At 58.4% G+C, this 16,722-nt stretch carries 18 protein-coding genes and 1 pseudogene; 10 read left to right on the plus strand and 9 right to left on the minus strand.

The window, feature by feature from the left end:
• Positions 1–44 precede the first annotated feature (44 nt).
• Positions 45–788: an SDR family NAD(P)-dependent oxidoreductase gene (locus tag P0D68_RS27770; protein WP_408298047.1), complete on the plus strand. Its 744-nt coding sequence runs from the start codon at positions 45–47 to the stop codon at positions 786–788.
• 65 nt (positions 789–853) lie between these two features.
• On the opposite strand, the gene P0D68_RS27775 is transcribed toward P0D68_RS27770, so the two are convergent.
• A complete protein-coding gene (locus P0D68_RS27775) occupies positions 854–1,516 on the minus strand; it encodes a response regulator transcription factor (RefSeq protein WP_408298049.1) in 663 nt (220 codons plus the stop codon).
• Between the two features lie 267 nt (positions 1,517–1,783).
• On the opposite strand from P0D68_RS27775, the gene hpaC reads away from it, so the two are divergent.
• Together hpaC and P0D68_RS27785 are read left to right on the plus strand one after the other, a co-directional pair.
• Positions 1,784–2,323 (plus strand): 4-hydroxyphenylacetate 3-monooxygenase, reductase component, encoded by a 540-nt coding sequence (gene hpaC / locus P0D68_RS27780; protein ID WP_408298051.1) that lies wholly within the window; start codon positions 1,784–1,786, stop codon positions 2,321–2,323.
• A 203-nt stretch (positions 2,324–2,526) separates the two neighbouring features.
• On the plus strand, positions 2,527–2,976 hold the full coding sequence (locus tag P0D68_RS27785; RefSeq protein ID WP_408298052.1) for a hypothetical protein: 450 nt from the start codon (positions 2,527–2,529) through the stop codon (positions 2,974–2,976).
• A 506-nt stretch (positions 2,977–3,482) separates the two neighbouring features.
• Here P0D68_RS27785 and P0D68_RS27790 read toward each other — a convergent pair.
• From P0D68_RS27790 to P0D68_RS27810, 5 genes are all read right to left on the minus strand, one after another.
• On the minus strand, positions 3,483–4,238 hold the full coding sequence (locus tag P0D68_RS27790) for a hypothetical protein (protein ID WP_091793915.1): 756 nt from the start codon (positions 4,236–4,238) through the stop codon (positions 3,483–3,485).
• A gap of 3 nt (positions 4,239–4,241) precedes the next feature.
• Positions 4,242–4,691 (minus strand): hypothetical protein, encoded by a 450-nt coding sequence (locus P0D68_RS27795; RefSeq protein WP_408298054.1) that lies wholly within the window; start codon positions 4,689–4,691, stop codon positions 4,242–4,244.
• A gap of 204 nt (positions 4,692–4,895) precedes the next feature.
• On the minus strand, positions 4,896–5,345 hold the full coding sequence (locus P0D68_RS27800) for a hypothetical protein (protein WP_091793913.1): 450 nt from the start codon (positions 5,343–5,345) through the stop codon (positions 4,896–4,898).
• Positions 5,332–5,895 (minus strand): lysozyme, encoded by a 564-nt coding sequence (locus tag P0D68_RS27805; RefSeq protein ID WP_091793911.1) that lies wholly within the window; start codon positions 5,893–5,895, stop codon positions 5,332–5,334. Before P0D68_RS27805 ends, P0D68_RS27800 begins: the two co-directional genes overlap by 14 nt.
• An 8-nt stretch (positions 5,896–5,903) precedes the next feature.
• Positions 5,904–6,449, minus strand: coding sequence for a PAAR domain-containing protein (locus P0D68_RS27810; protein ID WP_408298057.1), 546 nt, complete (start codon positions 6,447–6,449; stop codon positions 5,904–5,906).
• A gap of 580 nt (positions 6,450–7,029) precedes the next feature.
• On the opposite strand from P0D68_RS27810, the pseudogene P0D68_RS35650 reads away from it, so the two are divergent.
• Positions 7,030–7,149 (plus strand): annotated as a pseudogene (locus tag P0D68_RS35650) (porin); the annotation flags it as partial.
• A 39-nt stretch (positions 7,150–7,188) separates the two neighbouring features.
• On the opposite strand, the gene P0D68_RS27815 reads toward P0D68_RS35650, so the two are convergent.
• The 3 genes from P0D68_RS27815 to P0D68_RS27825 form a co-directional block, all read right to left on the minus strand.
• Positions 7,189–8,217 (minus strand): type VI secretion system protein TssA, encoded by a 1,029-nt coding sequence (locus tag P0D68_RS27815; protein WP_408298297.1) that lies wholly within the window; start codon positions 8,215–8,217, stop codon positions 7,189–7,191.
• 144 nt (positions 8,218–8,361) lie between these two features.
• Positions 8,362–8,940 carry a type VI secretion system baseplate subunit TssE gene (tssE, locus tag P0D68_RS27820; protein ID WP_408298059.1) on the minus strand — a complete coding sequence of 193 codons (579 nt, stop codon included), beginning with the start codon at positions 8,938–8,940 and terminating at the stop codon, positions 8,362–8,364.
• A gap of 51 nt (positions 8,941–8,991) precedes the next feature.
• Positions 8,992–9,648, minus strand: a complete 657-nt coding sequence (locus tag P0D68_RS27825; RefSeq protein ID WP_408298061.1) for a TagK domain-containing protein — start codon at positions 9,646–9,648, stop codon at positions 8,992–8,994.
• A 598-nt stretch (positions 9,649–10,246) separates the two neighbouring features.
• On the opposite strand from P0D68_RS27825, the gene tssH reads away from it, so the two are divergent.
• From tssH to P0D68_RS27855, 6 genes are all read left to right on the plus strand, one after another.
• Positions 10,247–13,000, plus strand: a complete 2,754-nt coding sequence (gene tssH, locus P0D68_RS27830) for a type VI secretion system ATPase TssH (protein ID WP_408298063.1) — start codon at positions 10,247–10,249, stop codon at positions 12,998–13,000.
• A gap of 38 nt (positions 13,001–13,038) precedes the next feature.
• Positions 13,039–13,584 (plus strand): type VI secretion system contractile sheath small subunit, encoded by a 546-nt coding sequence (gene tssB, locus P0D68_RS27835; protein WP_408298065.1) that lies wholly within the window; start codon positions 13,039–13,041, stop codon positions 13,582–13,584.
• Positions 13,585–13,617: 33 nt separating this feature from the next.
• Positions 13,618–15,111, plus strand: coding sequence for a type VI secretion system contractile sheath large subunit (gene tssC / locus P0D68_RS27840; protein WP_408298067.1), 1,494 nt, complete (start codon positions 13,618–13,620; stop codon positions 15,109–15,111).
• 129 nt (positions 15,112–15,240) lie between these two features.
• Positions 15,241–15,642, plus strand: coding sequence for a hypothetical protein (locus P0D68_RS27845; RefSeq protein ID WP_408298069.1), 402 nt, complete (start codon positions 15,241–15,243; stop codon positions 15,640–15,642).
• A gap of 50 nt (positions 15,643–15,692) precedes the next feature.
• A complete protein-coding gene (locus P0D68_RS27850) occupies positions 15,693–16,130 on the plus strand; it encodes a DUF3828 domain-containing protein (RefSeq protein ID WP_408468776.1) in 438 nt (145 codons plus the stop codon).
• A gap of 46 nt (positions 16,131–16,176) precedes the next feature.
• Entirely contained in the window at positions 16,177–16,659 is a 483-nt protein-coding gene (locus P0D68_RS27855) for an Hcp family type VI secretion system effector (protein ID WP_091793890.1), read from the plus strand.
• The last annotated feature ends 63 nt before the right edge of the window (positions 16,660–16,722 follow it).

Consider the following 16,722-nt stretch of genomic DNA (forward strand, 5'->3'; position numbering starts at 1 on the left):
GTCAGGCCGCTGCAGTAGCGGCCGTTTTATCAGGAGTGGAAGCGATGCAGAAAAGAGTTGTCCTTGTCACCGGCGCCGCGCGCGGTCTGGGCGCGGCGATCGCCACGCGTTTTCATTCTGCTGGCTACGCGGTCGCCATCGGCGATATCGCATTCGATGCAGCGCAAGCCCTTGCGCGCGATCTGAGCGCCGACGGTTCCACCGCAATCGCGTTGAATCTCGACGTCACCGCGAAAGCCGCTTTCACCACGGCGCGCGACGCGATTCTTGAGCGCTGGGGACGTATCGACGCGCTGGTCAACAACGCAGGCGCCTCCAAAGTCGTGCCTGTGATGGACATTACCGCGGAGCAATTCGATCAGGTCATCAACGTGAATTTGCGCAGCGTGCTGTTCGGTTGCCAGGTGTTCGGCCAGCATTTCGCCGACGCGGGCGCGGGCCGTATTGTCAACATCGCGTCGCTCGCGGGACAGAATGGCGGTTCGGCAACCGGTGCTCACTATGCGGCTGCGAAAGGCGGTGTAATCACGCTCACCAAGGTCTTCGCGCGCGATCTCGGCGCTGCGGGTGTGACCGTCAACGCGATCTCGCCTGGACCGATGGATCTGCCGATCGTGCATGAAAGCGTCGCGCCCGACAAACTGAAGGCGGTGATCTCGACTATTCCCGCAGGACGTCTGGGCTCGGCGGATTACGTCGCCGACGTTGCCGTGTTGCTCGCCGCGGACAATGCTTACTTCGCGAACGGCGCGTGCTGGGACGTGAATGGCGGGCTGTTCATGCGTTGAGGCTCAGCCACACTCTCACGCCTATTCACGGCCATTCACGGCCATTCACGCCGCAGCGGCATGCATCAACGCGGCATGCCGACAGCGGCCGCATCCTGATCCCACACTGCCATCACCTCGCGCACCAGCATGGCGATCGATGCCGCGCCGAGCTTATCCTTGATGCTCGCGCGATGCACGTCGACGGTCTTCACGCTGATCGACAGATCGCCGGCGATGCGCTTGCTGCCTTTGCCGTCGATCACGCCGCGCAGCACTTCTTTTTCGCGCGCGGTGAGCGAGTCGATCCGCTTGCGCAGTTCGCGCTGCTTCTGGCCGGCGAAATGACGTTGCGCGGCAAGCTTTAGCGCGCGTTGCACGCGATCGAGCATCTGCTGCGAGTTATATGGCTTCTCGACGAAATCGATCGCGCCGTTTTGCAACGCGCGCACCGACATCGGAATGTCGCCGTGACCGCTGACGAAAATGGTCGGCAATGTCGCACCTCGACGGTTCAATTCCGCTTGCACATCGAAGCCGCTGTGTTCCGGCATGCGCACGTCGAGCACGAGACAGGCCGGCACCGCCGGATCGAACGCACCGAGAAACTCGCCGGCACTGGCGAAGCCCATCGACTTCACGCCAACCGATTCGAGCAACCAGGCGAGCGACGTGCGCATGCCACTGTCGTCGTCGACAATATAGACGATCGGTGCGGGTGAAGTGGCGGACTGCGGCGACTGGGACATGTGGACGTAGGGAGGCGATTCGACACGTAAAAGCGGGTTCATCATAACCAGTGGAAAAGGCGCTGCAAAGCGATAGTTACCCTGAAAAGACCGGTGAATCATGGCCCGTTCACTCAACGTTATCAACGTTAGTCGACGCACTGGGGAAACCTTTAGACAGCCTGGGAAACACGCCTGTCCGCCTGCCGCTCGCGCGGATTCTTTTTCACTACGCGATTGAGTACGCTTGAATCCAATCACTCGACAACCGCATCAGGACGCCAACCTATGACGCCGACTCAGCAAGCGACTCCCGACGCCGACGCCCACCTGCACGCCAGACAGCAATTCCGTCAGGCCATGGCGCATCTCTGCGCGGCCGTGCATGTCGTCACGACAGCCGGACCGCACGGACGTTGCGGCGTGACCGCGAGCGCCGTGTGCTCCGTTACCGATACGCCGCCCACGCTGCTCGTCTGCCTGAACCGATCGAGCGCGATGCACGCGACCTTCCAGCGCAACCGGCACGTTTGCATCAACGTACTGCCGGGCGAGCACGAGTTGCTGGCACGCCACTTCGCCGGCATGACCCAGGTGCCGATGGAAGAACGCTTTGGCTGGCCGATCTGGGATGAAGGCGCACATGGTGTGCCGGTCTTGCGTGACGCGCTGGCCAGCCTGCAAGGCGAGATCGTCGATCTGAAGGAAGTCGGCTCGCATTCGGTGATGTTCGTGAAGACCACGCGCATTAGCGTGAGAACGGATGGCGACGGACTGATCTACTTCGATCGCAACTTCCATCGCATCAAACGCGCGGCGGCCTGTTGATGCAGGGCGGCACCACGCGTGATAGCTCATTTTTTGGTGCCGGAAGCGCAAAGCGAGCGCGTGCGGCTGTACGTGCCAGCCGGTGAACACATCTTTAGCGCGAAGATCTTGATCCGACATTGGCGGATGAGTAGAAGGAAATACAGGATGGCGAGCGGGTTATATTTGGTGTCCTTCTGATCCGCCTGAAGCATGACCCGCCTATGACCTACCACGCAATTACAGTCACACTTGAAAATATCAGCGGGATAGTCGCAGAGAAAGATCGGTATGGATCGAGAATAGTGAGACTGGCTTTTAACGTGACGGTCGAGGGAAAACGTCACTACGCTGTACAGATAGACGGTGCGCCCCGACTCGAAAACGGCATGGTGGTGACTGCGGTACTGCGCGATACGGAAAACTGGCAAACGTTGGTAGGCTGGCTTAATCACGCAACGGGTGAGATTTGCGGCGTCAATTCACCTGGGCACCAAATCGCGCTATGCGTGTTCAGTGTGCTGCTTGGAGTGCTGCTGTCCATCAGGCAGGTAAGCGCTGAAACGGGTACAGGCCGGATGATTTTCTGGATTTGTTCAGTCGGCCTGCTCAATGCGTGGTCACTTCTGTCGTTGCGTAAATCCCTGACTGTTTACAGGCTGCTGAAGCCTTAAGTGTCGAGCGGATCGATTCCCGCTCCTGCGAAAGCGACCCCGAGAGACTGCGTAAAGACGCCCGCACGAAACGGGCGTCAATATCCGCAGCGTAGATTCGTCGCTTGTCCTGCGCTACAGGTGGAGTGCCGCCATAGCGGAGTCGATCCACTCTCTCGCTGACTCGCGCCGTAGCATGATAAACGCTAGAACGCGAAGCCATACGCAAAGCGCAATAAGAGCGATAGACCACACGCCTAATACCGAAAGATAGGGACCGCCGGATACGGTCCATACAATGCTAAACGCTGCGATCCACTTGAGAAGATCAAAGGCCCATTTTCTGCGTTTCATTGCAAACACCAGTGCCAACGGATTAGCGATAAGGCCTGCGATTATAGCGACCCATCCTGTCGGCTTTAAAGGCAGACTCCATAACAAAACAGCTTCTACCGATACCTCACATAGAAAGGCAAGAAAAAAAGCGACGATGGCAGCTCGAATACTGAGTGGCATTGCAGGCGTCTTCATCGGAACATAGTACTCTGACAATAATTCATCCAGCTGGTAAGGTCCGAGCCTCCCCTCTCGTCATACAGCGCCCGGCAGTAACTCTGCTTATATAGGGAGTCTGCTACCGGTGTAAAACTACCCGGCACTGGGGTTCCAGAGATTCTTATCAAACCCGGCGCTGTCATGCTATCACTCAGATAGACGAATAGACCTTTACCGGACATTATCTCATCATATGTGTAAAGGTTATACCCGTTCCCGTGGTTGACGCTTCCCCAATAAAGCGATGCGCTGGCAATGGATGCTGGTTTTGAAAGCTGCAGCGTCTTCGACAATGCAGCTCCAAGCCATACCTTAGCGGCACTCACATACGGTTGAAACGAAGACTGCAAGTCGGCAGCAAGGGCGAGTGCTCCAATTGCCGCTGCCGCGCCGGGTCCAATTTCCGCCCATATAAGTAGCGTAACGGCGATTGTACCAGTCGCACTGACAAGAGTTAGCACATCCCCGGGTTGAACCCTTTTATTTGGGTCTTTCCAGTCAGTCACGATCCGGGTTAGTGCGGACGTGGCTGACAAGCCGTTAGTAATGATGCGGATCGGTTTCAGCATATTGCTGACATTTGATACGGTCGCAATCAGATTGCTGCCGTTCTGGATTATTGACAGCGAGTCGCTCGGACTATTTCCTGCAGACATGAACGCCTGATAAGATCCCATCGAATTCGACCCCGTTTCGACCCATTGCAACACCAACTCTACTTTTGCCATTTGTTATTCAGCCTTTGATTCAGTATCCCATGGGGAAATTGAGTTAACGACCGAACTTACCGAACGAGAAGTCGAAGGATTCGATCCGATCACATAGCGATAAAAGAGTTGCGAAGTTCCAGATTTTGGCGTGTATACCGGCTGGGCAATGAAAGATCGTGAATTCGTAAGAGTAAAAGGAAGGTTTTCGATGATTTGCGAGAATGCCCTATCAGTTGCCAGCTCTAGACTTGCGTTAATATCATCATCAGGATTATCATAATTGATAATACGAACCCAAAAAATCCATGACCCATCGTCGCGCTTCAGTGCGCTCGCGCCATTGGTTAGCGCATAGCCGTGGTGCGACGTGGCAGGGAGCTGGGGCGACTCGGGGGTGGCGCGGGCAATTTGCGATGTGATTCCCACGAGAGATAATGCGCTATTACGCAAAAATAACCGTCTGCTTGTCATCGTTTTTCTCTGATTGAGTGGCTTGCGCCGTTTGCAAATGTAGCTCTCACTACAAATGCAAACTTATCCCCATGGCAGACATGTATGACATCAGAGAACTCCTAAAGACTACTTCCATTTGACAAGGGGATGCCATGCCTCATCGGTTTTCACGCAGGTCTTCGTTCCAATAAAAATCCCCGCCGTAGCGGGGATCGTGTTTTTCTATCGACTCTCGTCAAGCGCCTTTTTTATGGCCGCGCACTTTGGAACTGGAGACGTTTCCATATCGCCGGGGCATGTGAGCCGTTTATAAAACTCAAATTCCTGAGTCGCGATGGTCTTTCGACATTCTGCAATCTGGAAATCAGTATCCGGCGTGTAGTCTCCCCCCCACCCATTGAATGAATAGCCTAACACTGTGCAATCTGATTCAAGCTTGTCTTTCCATATCTGATAATTTTGGTCTATCGCGGCCCGCCTGTCTCCTTTGGCTTGCTCTCTAATTCTAAGATATAGACTTTTCGAGTCAAAAAGCATCTTGTCTGCGTCAGCTTTTGTACATTCGAGAAAATCGTTACGCTTTTTAGCGTGTTTCTCACAAGCCGCGTCAGCAAATGCAGACGTGGCAAAGGCAAAGCCAGTCGCTACAATGATTGCTTTAATGGCTCGCATCGTAATTCCCATCCTTGAACATGTTTCCCTCTGCACGGCGCCGCCTTAAAATGCCACGCGGTTGTACGTCGCCTGCCCACGAATATTCCAAAAACTTTGCTGGCACCTGGTCGTAGTGGCCGGTGTTTACGAGATGCAAAAGTCCCTCATTGTGACTGCGCAAATTATAAACAAAATCGACTAATGCATCGTACTCGTATTGAAAGAGCGGAACATTTATGCGTTGATTCACGATCCGTTCAGGGTCTATCAAATCCTGATGCATTAATTGGTGCGCACGCTCCAACGATATACCCCTCAAAAAAGGGGCTTCAGAGGATACACCCGATATCGGACCCATATGAACCAGGTGCCCGAAGCCAATAGTTGTATTTCCACCGCGCCCACCGCCATCGTTGTCGTATAGATGTGGCCGGAAAGCCTCCCATGCTTCAATAAAACCGATTCCCGCCTGAGAGATTCGCCACGGCTTGCAAAGCCGATCCGTGCGTACGATCACACACGAATTAGGATTGGTGTTTGTTATTGCTGTCCCAAGTGCATCCGGCATCGAGCCTCCTATCTGTGTCCAAGGTAAATCTTGATGGATTGCGCACTGTCCGTTTGATAGCGCCGGGTTCGTCCGCGCGAATCGGTCATGCCGTGAATCCGTTCGCCCGAAGGCAGAAACACGGTGTAAGGCGTGTCAGGGACTACGTTATGTGCGGCGTCAACAAACGCAAACTGCTCATCGTGGCGTTGATGTGCATACTCGACTTGGGACGCGTGCTCACCATCAAGCTCCACGCGTCGCGCGTATTCATAATCGCGGTCCTCGCACCACGACTCTCCTGCCAGGCTCGCAGTGATGCGCGGTGGGGTTGAACACTGGCACAAAACGATATCTCCATCGAGTGCCACATGGTGCGTCGTCTCGTATTGAAGCCGATACGGGCCGCCCGCTTTCGCGAGTATCCCCGTGCTTTTGCACGTCAGACAGAATGCTTCCTTGCCGAGTAGTGCGGCCTTATGGCCGTGAAAGCGAAAGCCGGTGCCCTGCACATAGTCAAGAACCTCGCCCCCCCCGCTCAAGGTGTCGCCCACAACTGCTATGCGTCGTTTCATACCTGCACACCCTCACTGAAGTTGAAGCTGGTTGCCATGCTCATCGAGCGGCACGAACAGGGTGGATGTGTGCAACGGCGATGCGGACTGTCGTTGATCACGGCACGCGCGCCGTCGCTGTATGTCACGATATCTCCGACACACGCAAGGGGCAGCCCGGTCAGCGTGATAGACCGCCCGGTGGTGACACGCCCGCCGTGCCCGGTGAGCGTGCCTACAGTGACGAAGTGATAAAAACGTGCCTTTACGTTCCTGATCCGACATTTCCACGACTCCATGAAATAGACGAAGGCGACCGGCGAGCCAAGCCACCGGTGCTGCTGCAGCGGCTTAGCCACTGCAGGCACAAAATCATCTGTGGAGGCCGGCAGCGGCGTACATGGGATAAGTCGGAAAAGCAATGCGACTGATGCGCGCCGCATGACAATGCGCACTGGAGTTGACAGATCACGGGTCGGCCCGAGTGCACCGGATGCACGGGCGAAAAAAAGGCGCGATGATTCGCGCCTTCTTCATGGGTGCGGCGTGGCCGCTCATGCTAGTGGGCGGACGGTTGCGTGCGGTGTGTCGGCGGCGGTGCGGACTCGCATACGACTATACAAAAGGAAGCTCGGTGAAGGGCATGACGGGAGCGACCTATCATCAATTCGCTTCGCGTATCGACTACTTCGTGGCGAAGCGTACCGATGTCTATTTGATTTGTTCAGGCGGCCTGCGCCGCCGCTCCCACGTGGGGCGCTCACCCCTCGCTCTCCCATTGAACAAGCAGTTCAGCGGGAATGGCCTTGACCACCTCCGCATAGCGCTTACCCACAAGCTGCTCGGCACGCGCGAGCAGCAAAGCAACCGGACTGCTCGGTTCGTTTTTCTCAAACCACTCACGGGCCTGCCTGATTAGTTCGCGAGCGGTTTGGCGATCGGTAAGTGGCGTGCCGCCGCTCTCGCCTTCCATCACATCGACGTTCGCGCGCGTCGACTCCCCTTCGTGCGCGGCCAACGAATCGTGATGCGCATCACCCACGCTGCCTTCGATGGTCGGCGGGTCACTCATAGCGATGTCCGCTTTCCTTTTGTCCGCGTACGCGCCATCTCGCGCAACATGCCGGAGCAACCGGGTCAGCGCCGAAAGATCCGGCGCGTGGACACCAAGGTGCTCGCGGCTCCATGCGTCGATCGCGGCGAGGCTGACGAGCGCCTCGTCGAAGCCCGTCAACGTGCCCTGCTGCTGTGAGCGCAGATCGTCGAGTTGCCGCGTCACCGATTCCGGCGCAAGCGCATCGTTTAGACGGGGATAAGCAAACGCACGCTCAATGTCGCGCACCTGAAGGCGCGTGGCAGTCGACTTCGTCAACGCGATTTCTCGCACATCCGCAAGCAGACCATCCACGTCGGTCAGGGCCTGCAATGCGTTCATGCGGATTTCGAGCGCGGCCTCGCGATCCGCGTCGACGCCGGGCTGCGGGTGAATCTGATCCGCAAAAGCCGCGAGCCACGCGGCGAGCAGGCCCACGCCCTCGGCGAGTCCCGCCGCACCGGTGAGCCGGGTGCGGCAGCGCGTGAACAGCACGGCGAGACGCATGTCCTTGCTGCGCATCATCAAACGGCGGCAATCGCGATCGACGTCGCTCCAGTTGACGGGCTCCGGCGATCCCACGAAATCGCCGTATTGCGCGTCCGGCCTCGTGGTGATTTTCGCCGCGAGAACGACGAATTCCGGGTCGTATTCGAGGTCGATGCCGCACGGTGCCGCGGAGTCGACCGGGGTCATCCAGTTGTGAGGCACAGGTGCTTTCGTTGTCCCCGCGCTCTGCACAAGGTGTTTTCTGCTTTTGCTCATCATTGACCTTCATCCGGCTTGCCCATCTGCACTTGCGGTTGTTCTTCATGCGTCCGCCGCGATACAGGATCACGCTCAGCCCGCGCGCATTCCAGTGACGTTCAGTTGACTCGTTTCCAGGTCGAGCGAACTCTGCACCATGAATTCGAGCGGATACGGATCCATGCGAATCATGCCGCGGACCTCGAATGCCAGCACGTTGTAGTGAACCTCGGCATCGACACCGGCGAGCGGCGCAATGCTGAGTGATTCGGCGATAAGCCGTGGCTCGAACTCGTTGATCGCGGACCGGATGATCTTCTCGATGTGTTCCCATTTGCGCGTTGCCGTGAAGGCCCCCGCAAGCGGCGGCACGCCGAAATTCACCGTCGACGAAGCCACATGCGGATATCGCTCGCGATCGATCAGATCCTCCATGCTGGTCGTATTGAGCAGGAATGCCAGATCGCGCTGCACGATGTCGCGCATCTGCGAACGGGTCACCGTGTATTCACTGGGCGCTTCCGTGTGCCTGCGCGGCGCATCGTCACGCAGACGGTCGAGCAACGTTGGCAACAGATGCGCGCTCGCTCGTCGGGGCGTGGCGGCGCCTTCGCGCGCGGAACGCGCCTCGCGTTTCACGGCCCCGGAAGCAGGCGCCTTAGGCCTGTCCATCGGCGGCGCCTTGCTGCCACTCTGTCTTGTTGCTGCGGGATAGATATGCGGTCATCGAGTCTCTTCGTGTGTCATTGAACGTGGGGCCGGCAACGGGCTGTCCAGACCCAACGCATGGTGGTCCCGTCGTGCCAGCGCGGGCTGCAACACGCGCGCGCGCCGTTCGGCCACGGCGAGGGATGCCTCCGGTGCGAAAAGACCGAGGATTTCGGGCACCGGCTCCGCCATGCCGAAGTCGGCTTCCAGGTCCGCGGCGAGCGGGCCGAACGCGTCTTCCATGAAACGCGCCCCGGACAGAAGTGCTTCGATCGACGCGATGTGCTGTGTCCGTGCAGCGGATTGCGCCTCGTAGTGCGAAGCCGGATACACGCCGGCTGAAAGGGCGGATTGCCCTTCCCAACCTCCAGACAGAGACGCATGGGGATCGCAAAGTACGCGCAGGTACTGCTCGTGCAACGTTTCGATCAGATCGTTGATACCGCTGCTTGCTTCGCTGCGATCTCGCCGCGACTCGCCGGTATCAGACGCCAGGGCGGCGCCGATCAGGCCGAATATTGCGCTGCTTCCAAGCAGATCTTCGTCTTTGCGGTACTCGGAATCGTATTCGGGGGCGCGCAGATGATCGTCGGCGCTCTGATGTGCAAGGCGCCCGTCTCCAGGCAGTTTGCGTTCCGTTTGTGTCGGGCCCGCTTCAACGCGCGGGGACACCCTCACTTCATGCCTGATAAATCTTCTCACCCACATGTCATTGCCCGTGCTTTCCTGATTGGCGGGAGTCTCATTCTAAACACGAATCCCGGGCATCAGTCCATTTCAAAAAGAATGAAATTCTATTTCACCGCTACCTCTTATTTTTTTGATAAAAATTAGGATAAAAATCTTTCAGGGCACGGTATTTCACATATTTTCACGACTCTCCCGTAATTTCAAGACATTGGTGCAAATCCATCAATCCCCATAAAAACAATCACTTATATGCACAATAGAATCAAAAAATAACACTTTCGTGAAGAACAATCCCAATCCGACTCGGAATTTTCACAACGTCATCCATTTTCAATCTATTTCGACAGACATCAATTGACGGATGAATCAAGTCAGGTGCTTAATACAATCCTGACGATTTTATTTCACTTAAAAAAATATCATGACTTAAGAATGGCAATTTGATTGATCCGCAATGGATCGAATAGCCCGCAGCCCTATTTTCAGATTGATCCCAGATTGATTTTGGCCGATCCGCAATTGCTTCGCCCGACAACGAGCGAAAGCACGAAAACGCATGACAGCGACGCAGAGAAACCCCATGACGACTACGCGACAGGCGCTCTTCGGCAAGCTCGGAACTACGCTATACAAAAGCATCGAGTCCGCCACCGTCTTCTGCAAGCTGCGCGGCAATCCGTATATCGAACTCGTGCATTGGCTGCATCAACTGCTGCAGCAGCCCGACTCGGACCTGCATCGGATTGCGCGGCACTGTGGTATCGACCGGGAAGCGCTCGATCGTGACATGGCGAGCGCGCTCGCCGCGCTACCCGCAGGTGCCAGTTCGATCAGCGATTTCTCGCATCACGTCGAAATGGCGATCGAGCGAGCCTGGGTCTTGGCCACGCTCAGCTTCAATGACCGGCGCATTCGCAGCGCATGGCTCGTCGCGGCACTCGTACAGACGGTGGAATTGCGGCGTGTGCTGCTTTGCATCTCACCGGCGTTCGCCAGGCTAACCGCCGAAGGTCTGAACGCATCTCTGCTGGCATCCATAGACGCATCCCCAGAAACCGCTGAAGCACCCTACGACAACAGCGATTTCTCACCGGCCGTGCCAGGCGAGACCTCGCATGCAATTGCCGCGCAATCAAAAGCTTCGCCGCTCGAACAGTTCTGCACGGACCTGACCGCGCTTGCGCACAACGGCGAAATTGATCCGGTCATCGGGCGCGAGCTGGAAATTCGCACGATGATCGACGTGCTGCTGCGCCGTCGGCAAAACAATCCGTTGCTGACTGGCGAAACGGGCGTCGGCAAGACTGCCGTCGTGGAGGGACTTGCGTGCGCCATCGCCACCGGCGACGTGCCGCCCAAACTGGTGGGCGTGCGCTTGCTGACGCTCGACGTGGGCGCGCTGCTCGCCGGCGCGAGCATGAAGGGCGAATTCGAGTCCCGTTTGAGAGGCGTGCTGGAGGCCGCGCTGAAGTCGGCGGTGCCCGTGATCCTGTTCATCGACGAAATCCACACGCTGATCGGTGCGGGCGGTCAGACAGGCACTGGCGACGCTGCCAATCTGCTGAAACCCGCGCTTGCGCGCGGCGCGATTCGCACGATCGGCGCCACGACCTGGGCGGAGTACAAGCGCCACATCGAAACAGATCCGGCGCTCACCCGGCGTTTCCAGGTCCTGCAGGTGCGGGAACCGGAAGAACCGGCCGCTATCGATATGGTGCGCGGCCTCGCAAAGACCTTCTCGCGGCATCACGATGTCGTCGTGCGCGACGAGGCGATCCGCGCGGCAGTGACGCTGTCGCATCGCTATCTCCCGTCACGGCAACTGCCGGACAAAGCCATCAGTCTTCTCGACACCGCGTGCGCGCGTGTCGCACTTTCCCAGCACGCGCCTCCGCGAGAGTTGCAGGACGTGCGTCAGCGCGTACGGGCGGCACGCGTCGAAAGCGAGTTGCTCACCGCGGAATCGCGTATCGGGCTGGACACCGGCCGCGCACTGACGGCGGCCCAGACGCGCGTCGATGAGTTCGTCGCCGTTGAAGGGAGCATCGAAGCCCGCTGGAAAGCGCAGCTCGCAGCGGCGCAGGCCTTGCTCACCGCTCGTGATGCGTTCGGCGTCGATAGCGGCGTGCCACGCGCGGACACGAGCATGGAGGCGCGCGCATCGCTTCACACGCTCAAAGATCTGGAGCACGCCCTCACGCAATTGCAGGGCGATGCGCCACTGGTGTTCGCGGACGTGAGCGAGGCGATCGTCGCCCAGGTTGTGTCGGACTGGACGGGCATTCCCGTCGGCCGCATGGTCACCGACGAAGTGGCCGCCGTGCAGTCGCTGCCAGCCACGCTCGAAGCGCGCGTGATCGGGCAGTCCGACGCCTTGCGTCAGATCGGCGAACAGGTGCAAACCGCGCGCGCCGGGCTTACGGATCCGAAGAAACCGCTGGGCATCTTCCTGCTTGCCGGACCCTCCGGTGTGGGCAAGACCGAAACCGCGCTCGCCCTCGCCGAGGCGCTCTACGGCGGCGAGCAGAACCTGATCACCGTCAATATGAGCGAGTATCAGGAGGCCCATAGCGTTTCCGGACTGAAAGGCGCCCCGCCCGGCTATGTCGGTTACGGCGAGGGAGGCGTGCTCACCGAGGCCGTGCGGCGCCGCCCTTATTCGGTGGTCTTGCTCGACGAAATCGAGAAGGCTCATCGCGACGTGCATGAAGTGTTCTTCCAGGTCTTCGACAAGGGCTATATGGAAGACGGAGACGGCCGCTACATCGATTTCCGCAATACGACGATTCTGCTCACCAGCAACACGGGCTCGGAACTCACGGCCACCCTGTGCGCCGATGCGTCGCGCTCACCCGATGCAAACCAATTGCGCGAAGCCCTCAGACCCGAATTGCTCAAGGCATTTCCCGCGGCATTTCTCGGCCGCGTCACCGTAGTGCCGTACCGGCCTCTCGCGCACGAATCGCTTGCGCGCATCGTGCGGCTCCATCTGAAGCGCGTTGCCAGACGCATGGCTGACGTTCACGACATGGCGCTCGCGTACAGCCGGCAAGTGGTGGACTACATCGTCGGCAGGTGCCTTGTTCAGGAAACCGGGGCTCGCGTGCTGATCGGCTTCATCGAACAACATGTGCTGCCGCGCCTTTCCGCGATTTGGCTCGACGCCTTTGCGTCGAAACAAACGATCACCCGCATCGAGATCGACCTCGTCGACGTGAGCGCGCTACCCATCGCGGCGCTCGCTTTTCAATGCACGTATGCGCTTGCGCCAGCGCCGGAAAAGCCCTCACCAGCCACCATGTCACCCACATTTTCCGTCGAGCAGGTTGACTGACCGCTGCCGACTCTTCACCACCGTCCACGGAGACCTCCATGTCCGTTCCCAGCAGTTCGCAGAAATTCATCGCGCTCAATCGGGCGCCACGTGTGCAGATCGAGTACGACGTCGAAGTCTACGGCTCCGAGAAAAAGGTCGAATTGCCGTTCGTGATGGGCGTGCTGTCGGACCTTTCCGGCTCGCCCGTCGAGGCGCTGCCGCCGGTAGCCGCGCGCGGTTTCCTCGACATCGATATCGACAACTTCGACGAACGGATGAAGGCGATCGAGCCGCGCGTCGCATTCACGGTGCCGAACACGCTATCAGGCGACGGACAGTTGCTGGTCGACATGACCTTCGAGAGCATTGAAGACTTCTCGCCAGCGGCCGTTGCCCGCAAGGTCGATTCGCTGCGCCAACTGCTCGAAGCCCGCACGCAACTCGCGAATCTGCAAACGTATATGGATGGCAAATCCGGTGCGGAATCACTCGTCAACAGTTTGCTACAGGATCCGGCGTTGTTGAAATCGCTTGCGGCCACACCGAAACCGCACGTGACAGACGCGAACCACGACACGGTGGATACGGTCGCGACCATCTGACCGAGTGGCCAGAACATATCCGGAGGACAAGACATGGCAACACAACAGATACACGCGGGGGCTGCGGAAGCGCATACGCCGTCCGACTTTACCCAGTTGCTCAACCGCGAATTCAGACCGAAAACGGAACAGGCCCGCGTGGCTGTCGAACACGCGGTGCAGACGCTCGCCGAACAGGCACTGCTGCAGTCGGCCACGATCAGCGACGACGCGTATAAAAGCATCGAGGCGATCATCGCGCAGATCGATCACAAGCTTTCCGAACAGATCAATCTGATTCTGCACCATGACGACTTCCAGAAACTGGAGTCCGCCTGGCGCGGTATGCACCATCTGGTCTCGAACACGGAGACCGACGAGCGTCTGAAAATCCGTTTCATGGACGTGTCGAAAGACGAGTTGCGGCGCACGATGAAACGCTACAAAGGCATTGCGTGGGATCAGAGCCCGCTCTTCAAGCAGATCTATGAACAGGAGTACGGCCAGCTTGGCGGCGAGCCTTACGGGTGCCTCGTAGCCGACTACTATTTCGACCATACGCCGCCCGACGTCGATCTGCTCGGCTCGATCGCCAAGGTGGCCGCAGCGGCGCACACGCCGTTCATTTCCGGCGCGTCGCCTGCGGTCCTGCAAATGGAATCATGGCAGGAGCTCGCCAACCCGCGCGACCTGACCAGGATCTTCACGCAAAACCTGGAGTACGCGCCATGGAACTCGTTGCGCAATGGCGAAGACGCGCGCTATGTCGGGCTTGCGATGCCCCGCTTCCTCGCCCGGCTGCCCTATGGCGCGAGAACCCACCCCGTCGACGAGTTCGATTTCGAAGAGGACACCAACGGCTCCGATCACCATCGCTATGCATGGGCCAACGCGGCCTACGCGATGGGCGTGAACATCAATCGCTCGTTCAAGCTGTATGGCTGGTGCTCGCTGATCCGCGGCGTCGAATCGGGCGGCACGGCCGAGAATCTGCCGTGCCATTCGTTTCCCACCGACGACGGCGGTATCGACATGAAATGCCCAACCGAAATCGCGATCTCGGACCGGCGCGAAGCCGAATTGTCGAAGAACGGCTTCATCCCGTTGATCCACCGCAAGAACACCGATCACGCCACTTTCATCGGTGCGCAGTCATTGCAGAAGCCCGCTGAATACTACGACGCGGACGCCACCGCGAACGCGAATCTGTCCGCGCGCCTGCCATATCTGTTCGCCTGTTCGCGCTTCGCGCATTACCTCAAGTGCATCGTGCGCGACAAGATTGGCGCATTCAAGGAGCGCGAAGACATGCAGCGCTGGCTGAACGAGTGGGTCATGCATTACGTCGACGCGGATCCCGCCAACTCATCGCAGGAAACCAAGGCACGGCGGCCGCTCGCCGCCGCGGAGGTGGTGGTGGAGGAAGTGGAAGGCGACCCCGGCTACTACCAGGCGAAGTTCTTTCTGCGCCCGCACTTTCAGCTCGAAGGGCTGACGGTGTCCTTGCGCCTCGTCGCGCGGTTGCCGTCCATCAAGGAAGCCGCCTGACTGAAACGGCCGGAAGCAGGCTTCTGGATGCAGATCATGTTAGCGCTACGAAAACAGGTGTGCGTCCGCATCTCGCCCCGCTTTCCGTTCGTGATTTCAACCGATTGCGATCCGATTCAACACGTTGATATGTCCGATGAAAATTACGATGTCGATGCGGCGGTCAGGCATCTGAATACTCACGCCCATGCGGATTCCAATGGCCGATGCGCGACCTATGTGAGGCAAGCGCTTGCGGCCGGCGGAATCGTCATTTCTCAGGGACCGGCGGTCGAGTTCGCCAGGAACTATGGTCCCGTTTTGCGCGCGCATGGGTTTGTCGAAGTATCCGTGGGCGACCTGATTACGCCGCGCAAAGGCGACACGGCCGTTATTCAGCCTTATCCCGGCGGCAATATCGCCGGCCATATCACCATGTACAACGGCTTGCAGTGGGTCTCGGATTTTCGCCAGAACGATATGTGGGGCGGTCCGGGCTATCGTCAAAAGAAGCCGGCGTACAAGGTGTATCGCTGGCAGGGGGCGCAATGAGGCAATGGCGAAGCTGCACTTTGGCGGCGGTTGCGTGGGCTGCTCTGGGCATGCAACCGGCACTTGCACAGAGCGTCGATTCGGCGAAGCGGTTTCTGCAAACCGTCTTTGGCGCCTACACGTTCAACGGCGATCCTCCCGGCATCGATACGTCCGGCTCTCATGCCATTGCGTCGCCCTCACTCATGCGGGTCATCAGGAAGGATCAGCGGGCATTGAAGGGAGAGGCCGGCTATCTGGACATGGATCCGGTTTGCCGCTGCCAGGATTTCGACATCACGACGACCGGCATCGACGTCACGGTCGCGAAGCGTCACACGGCGAGGGCCGTCGTGTCGTTTACAAACTTCAAGGAGCCACACCAGGTGGAGTTCGATCTGGTTTGGGTTCGTGGCAAATGGCTTATCGACGATATCAGGGCCGCCGACGATCGCCGTAGTCTTCGTGAGGCACTGCAGGCAGAGATTGCGGATGTAGCCAGCAAGTAGTGAAAACCAGACTATCAATATTCAACACGCAAGGAGCTTTTTTTAAATGGCACAAGACATTTTTCTCAAGATCAACGGCATTGATGGAGAGTCGCCGGATGCTTCGCACAAGAACGAAATCGAGGTCAGGAGTTGGGGCTGGCGAGTGTCCCAGCAAGCGAATATGCATGCAGGCTCCGGCGGCGGCGCAGGAAAAGCGACCGTGGACGACCTCGAGTTCGAACACCTCGTGGATCGGGCGAGCCCGAACCTGATGAAATACTGCCTGACCGGTAAGCACGTCGACCAGGCTGTGCTGGTTGTGCGCAAAGCCGGCGGCAACCCGCTCGAATATCTGAAGATCACCATGAACGATGTGATCGTCACCCAGGTTCATCCGTCCGGCAGCAACGCCGACGACGGTATTCACGAGCATGTTCGCCTTTCGTTTGCGAAGGTCAAGCAGGAGTATGTCGTTCAGAACGCACAGGGCGGTAGCGGCGGCGCAGTGACAGCCGGTTACGACATCAAGGGCAATAAGGAAACTTGAGCCGCGTTGCCGGTTCACGCGCAGCCCCGTCCCCGGTAGGTCCTAGAGTTCCCTGGCCTCGCC

It is taken from the genome of Paraburkholderia sp. RL17-380-BIE-A (assembly GCF_046028085.1).
GTDB lineage: Bacteria > Pseudomonadota > Gammaproteobacteria > Burkholderiales > Burkholderiaceae > Paraburkholderia.

Excerpts from the sequence above, each read along its gene's own strand:
- P0D68_RS27770 (WP_408298047.1), top strand. The coding sequence starts at position 45 with ATGCAGAAAAGAGTTGTCCTTGTCACCGGCGCCGCGCGCGGTCTGGGC.
- P0D68_RS27775 (WP_408298049.1), bottom strand. The coding sequence starts at position 1,516 with ATGTCCCAGTCGCCGCAGTCCGCCACTTCACCCGCACCGATCGTCTAT.
- hpaC (WP_408298051.1), top strand. The coding sequence starts at position 1,784 with ATGACGCCGACTCAGCAAGCGACTCCCGACGCCGACGCCCACCTGCAC.
- P0D68_RS27785 (WP_408298052.1), top strand. The coding sequence starts at position 2,527 with ATGACCTACCACGCAATTACAGTCACACTTGAAAATATCAGCGGGATA.
- P0D68_RS27790 (WP_091793915.1), bottom strand. The coding sequence starts at position 4,238 with ATGGCAAAAGTAGAGTTGGTGTTGCAATGGGTCGAAACGGGGTCGAAT.
- P0D68_RS27795 (WP_408298054.1), bottom strand. The coding sequence starts at position 4,691 with ATGACAAGCAGACGGTTATTTTTGCGTAATAGCGCATTATCTCTCGTG.
- P0D68_RS27800 (WP_091793913.1), bottom strand. The coding sequence starts at position 5,345 with ATGCGAGCCATTAAAGCAATCATTGTAGCGACTGGCTTTGCCTTTGCC.
- P0D68_RS27805 (WP_091793911.1), bottom strand. The coding sequence starts at position 5,895 with ATGCCGGATGCACTTGGGACAGCAATAACAAACACCAATCCTAATTCG.
- P0D68_RS27810 (WP_408298057.1), bottom strand. The coding sequence starts at position 6,449 with ATGAAACGACGCATAGCAGTTGTGGGCGACACCTTGAGCGGGGGGGGC.
- P0D68_RS27815 (WP_408298297.1), bottom strand. The coding sequence starts at position 8,217 with ATGACCCCGGTCGACTCCGCGGCACCGTGCGGCATCGACCTCGAATAC.
- tssE (WP_408298059.1), bottom strand. The coding sequence starts at position 8,940 with ATGGACAGGCCTAAGGCGCCTGCTTCCGGGGCCGTGAAACGCGAGGCG.
- tssH (WP_408298063.1), top strand. The coding sequence starts at position 10,247 with ATGACGACTACGCGACAGGCGCTCTTCGGCAAGCTCGGAACTACGCTA.
- tssB (WP_408298065.1), top strand. The coding sequence starts at position 13,039 with ATGTCCGTTCCCAGCAGTTCGCAGAAATTCATCGCGCTCAATCGGGCG.
- tssC (WP_408298067.1), top strand. The coding sequence starts at position 13,618 with ATGGCAACACAACAGATACACGCGGGGGCTGCGGAAGCGCATACGCCG.
- P0D68_RS27845 (WP_408298069.1), top strand. The coding sequence starts at position 15,241 with ATGTCCGATGAAAATTACGATGTCGATGCGGCGGTCAGGCATCTGAAT.
- P0D68_RS27850 (WP_408468776.1), top strand. The coding sequence starts at position 15,693 with ATGCAACCGGCACTTGCACAGAGCGTCGATTCGGCGAAGCGGTTTCTG.
- P0D68_RS27855 (WP_091793890.1), top strand. The coding sequence starts at position 16,177 with ATGGCACAAGACATTTTTCTCAAGATCAACGGCATTGATGGAGAGTCG.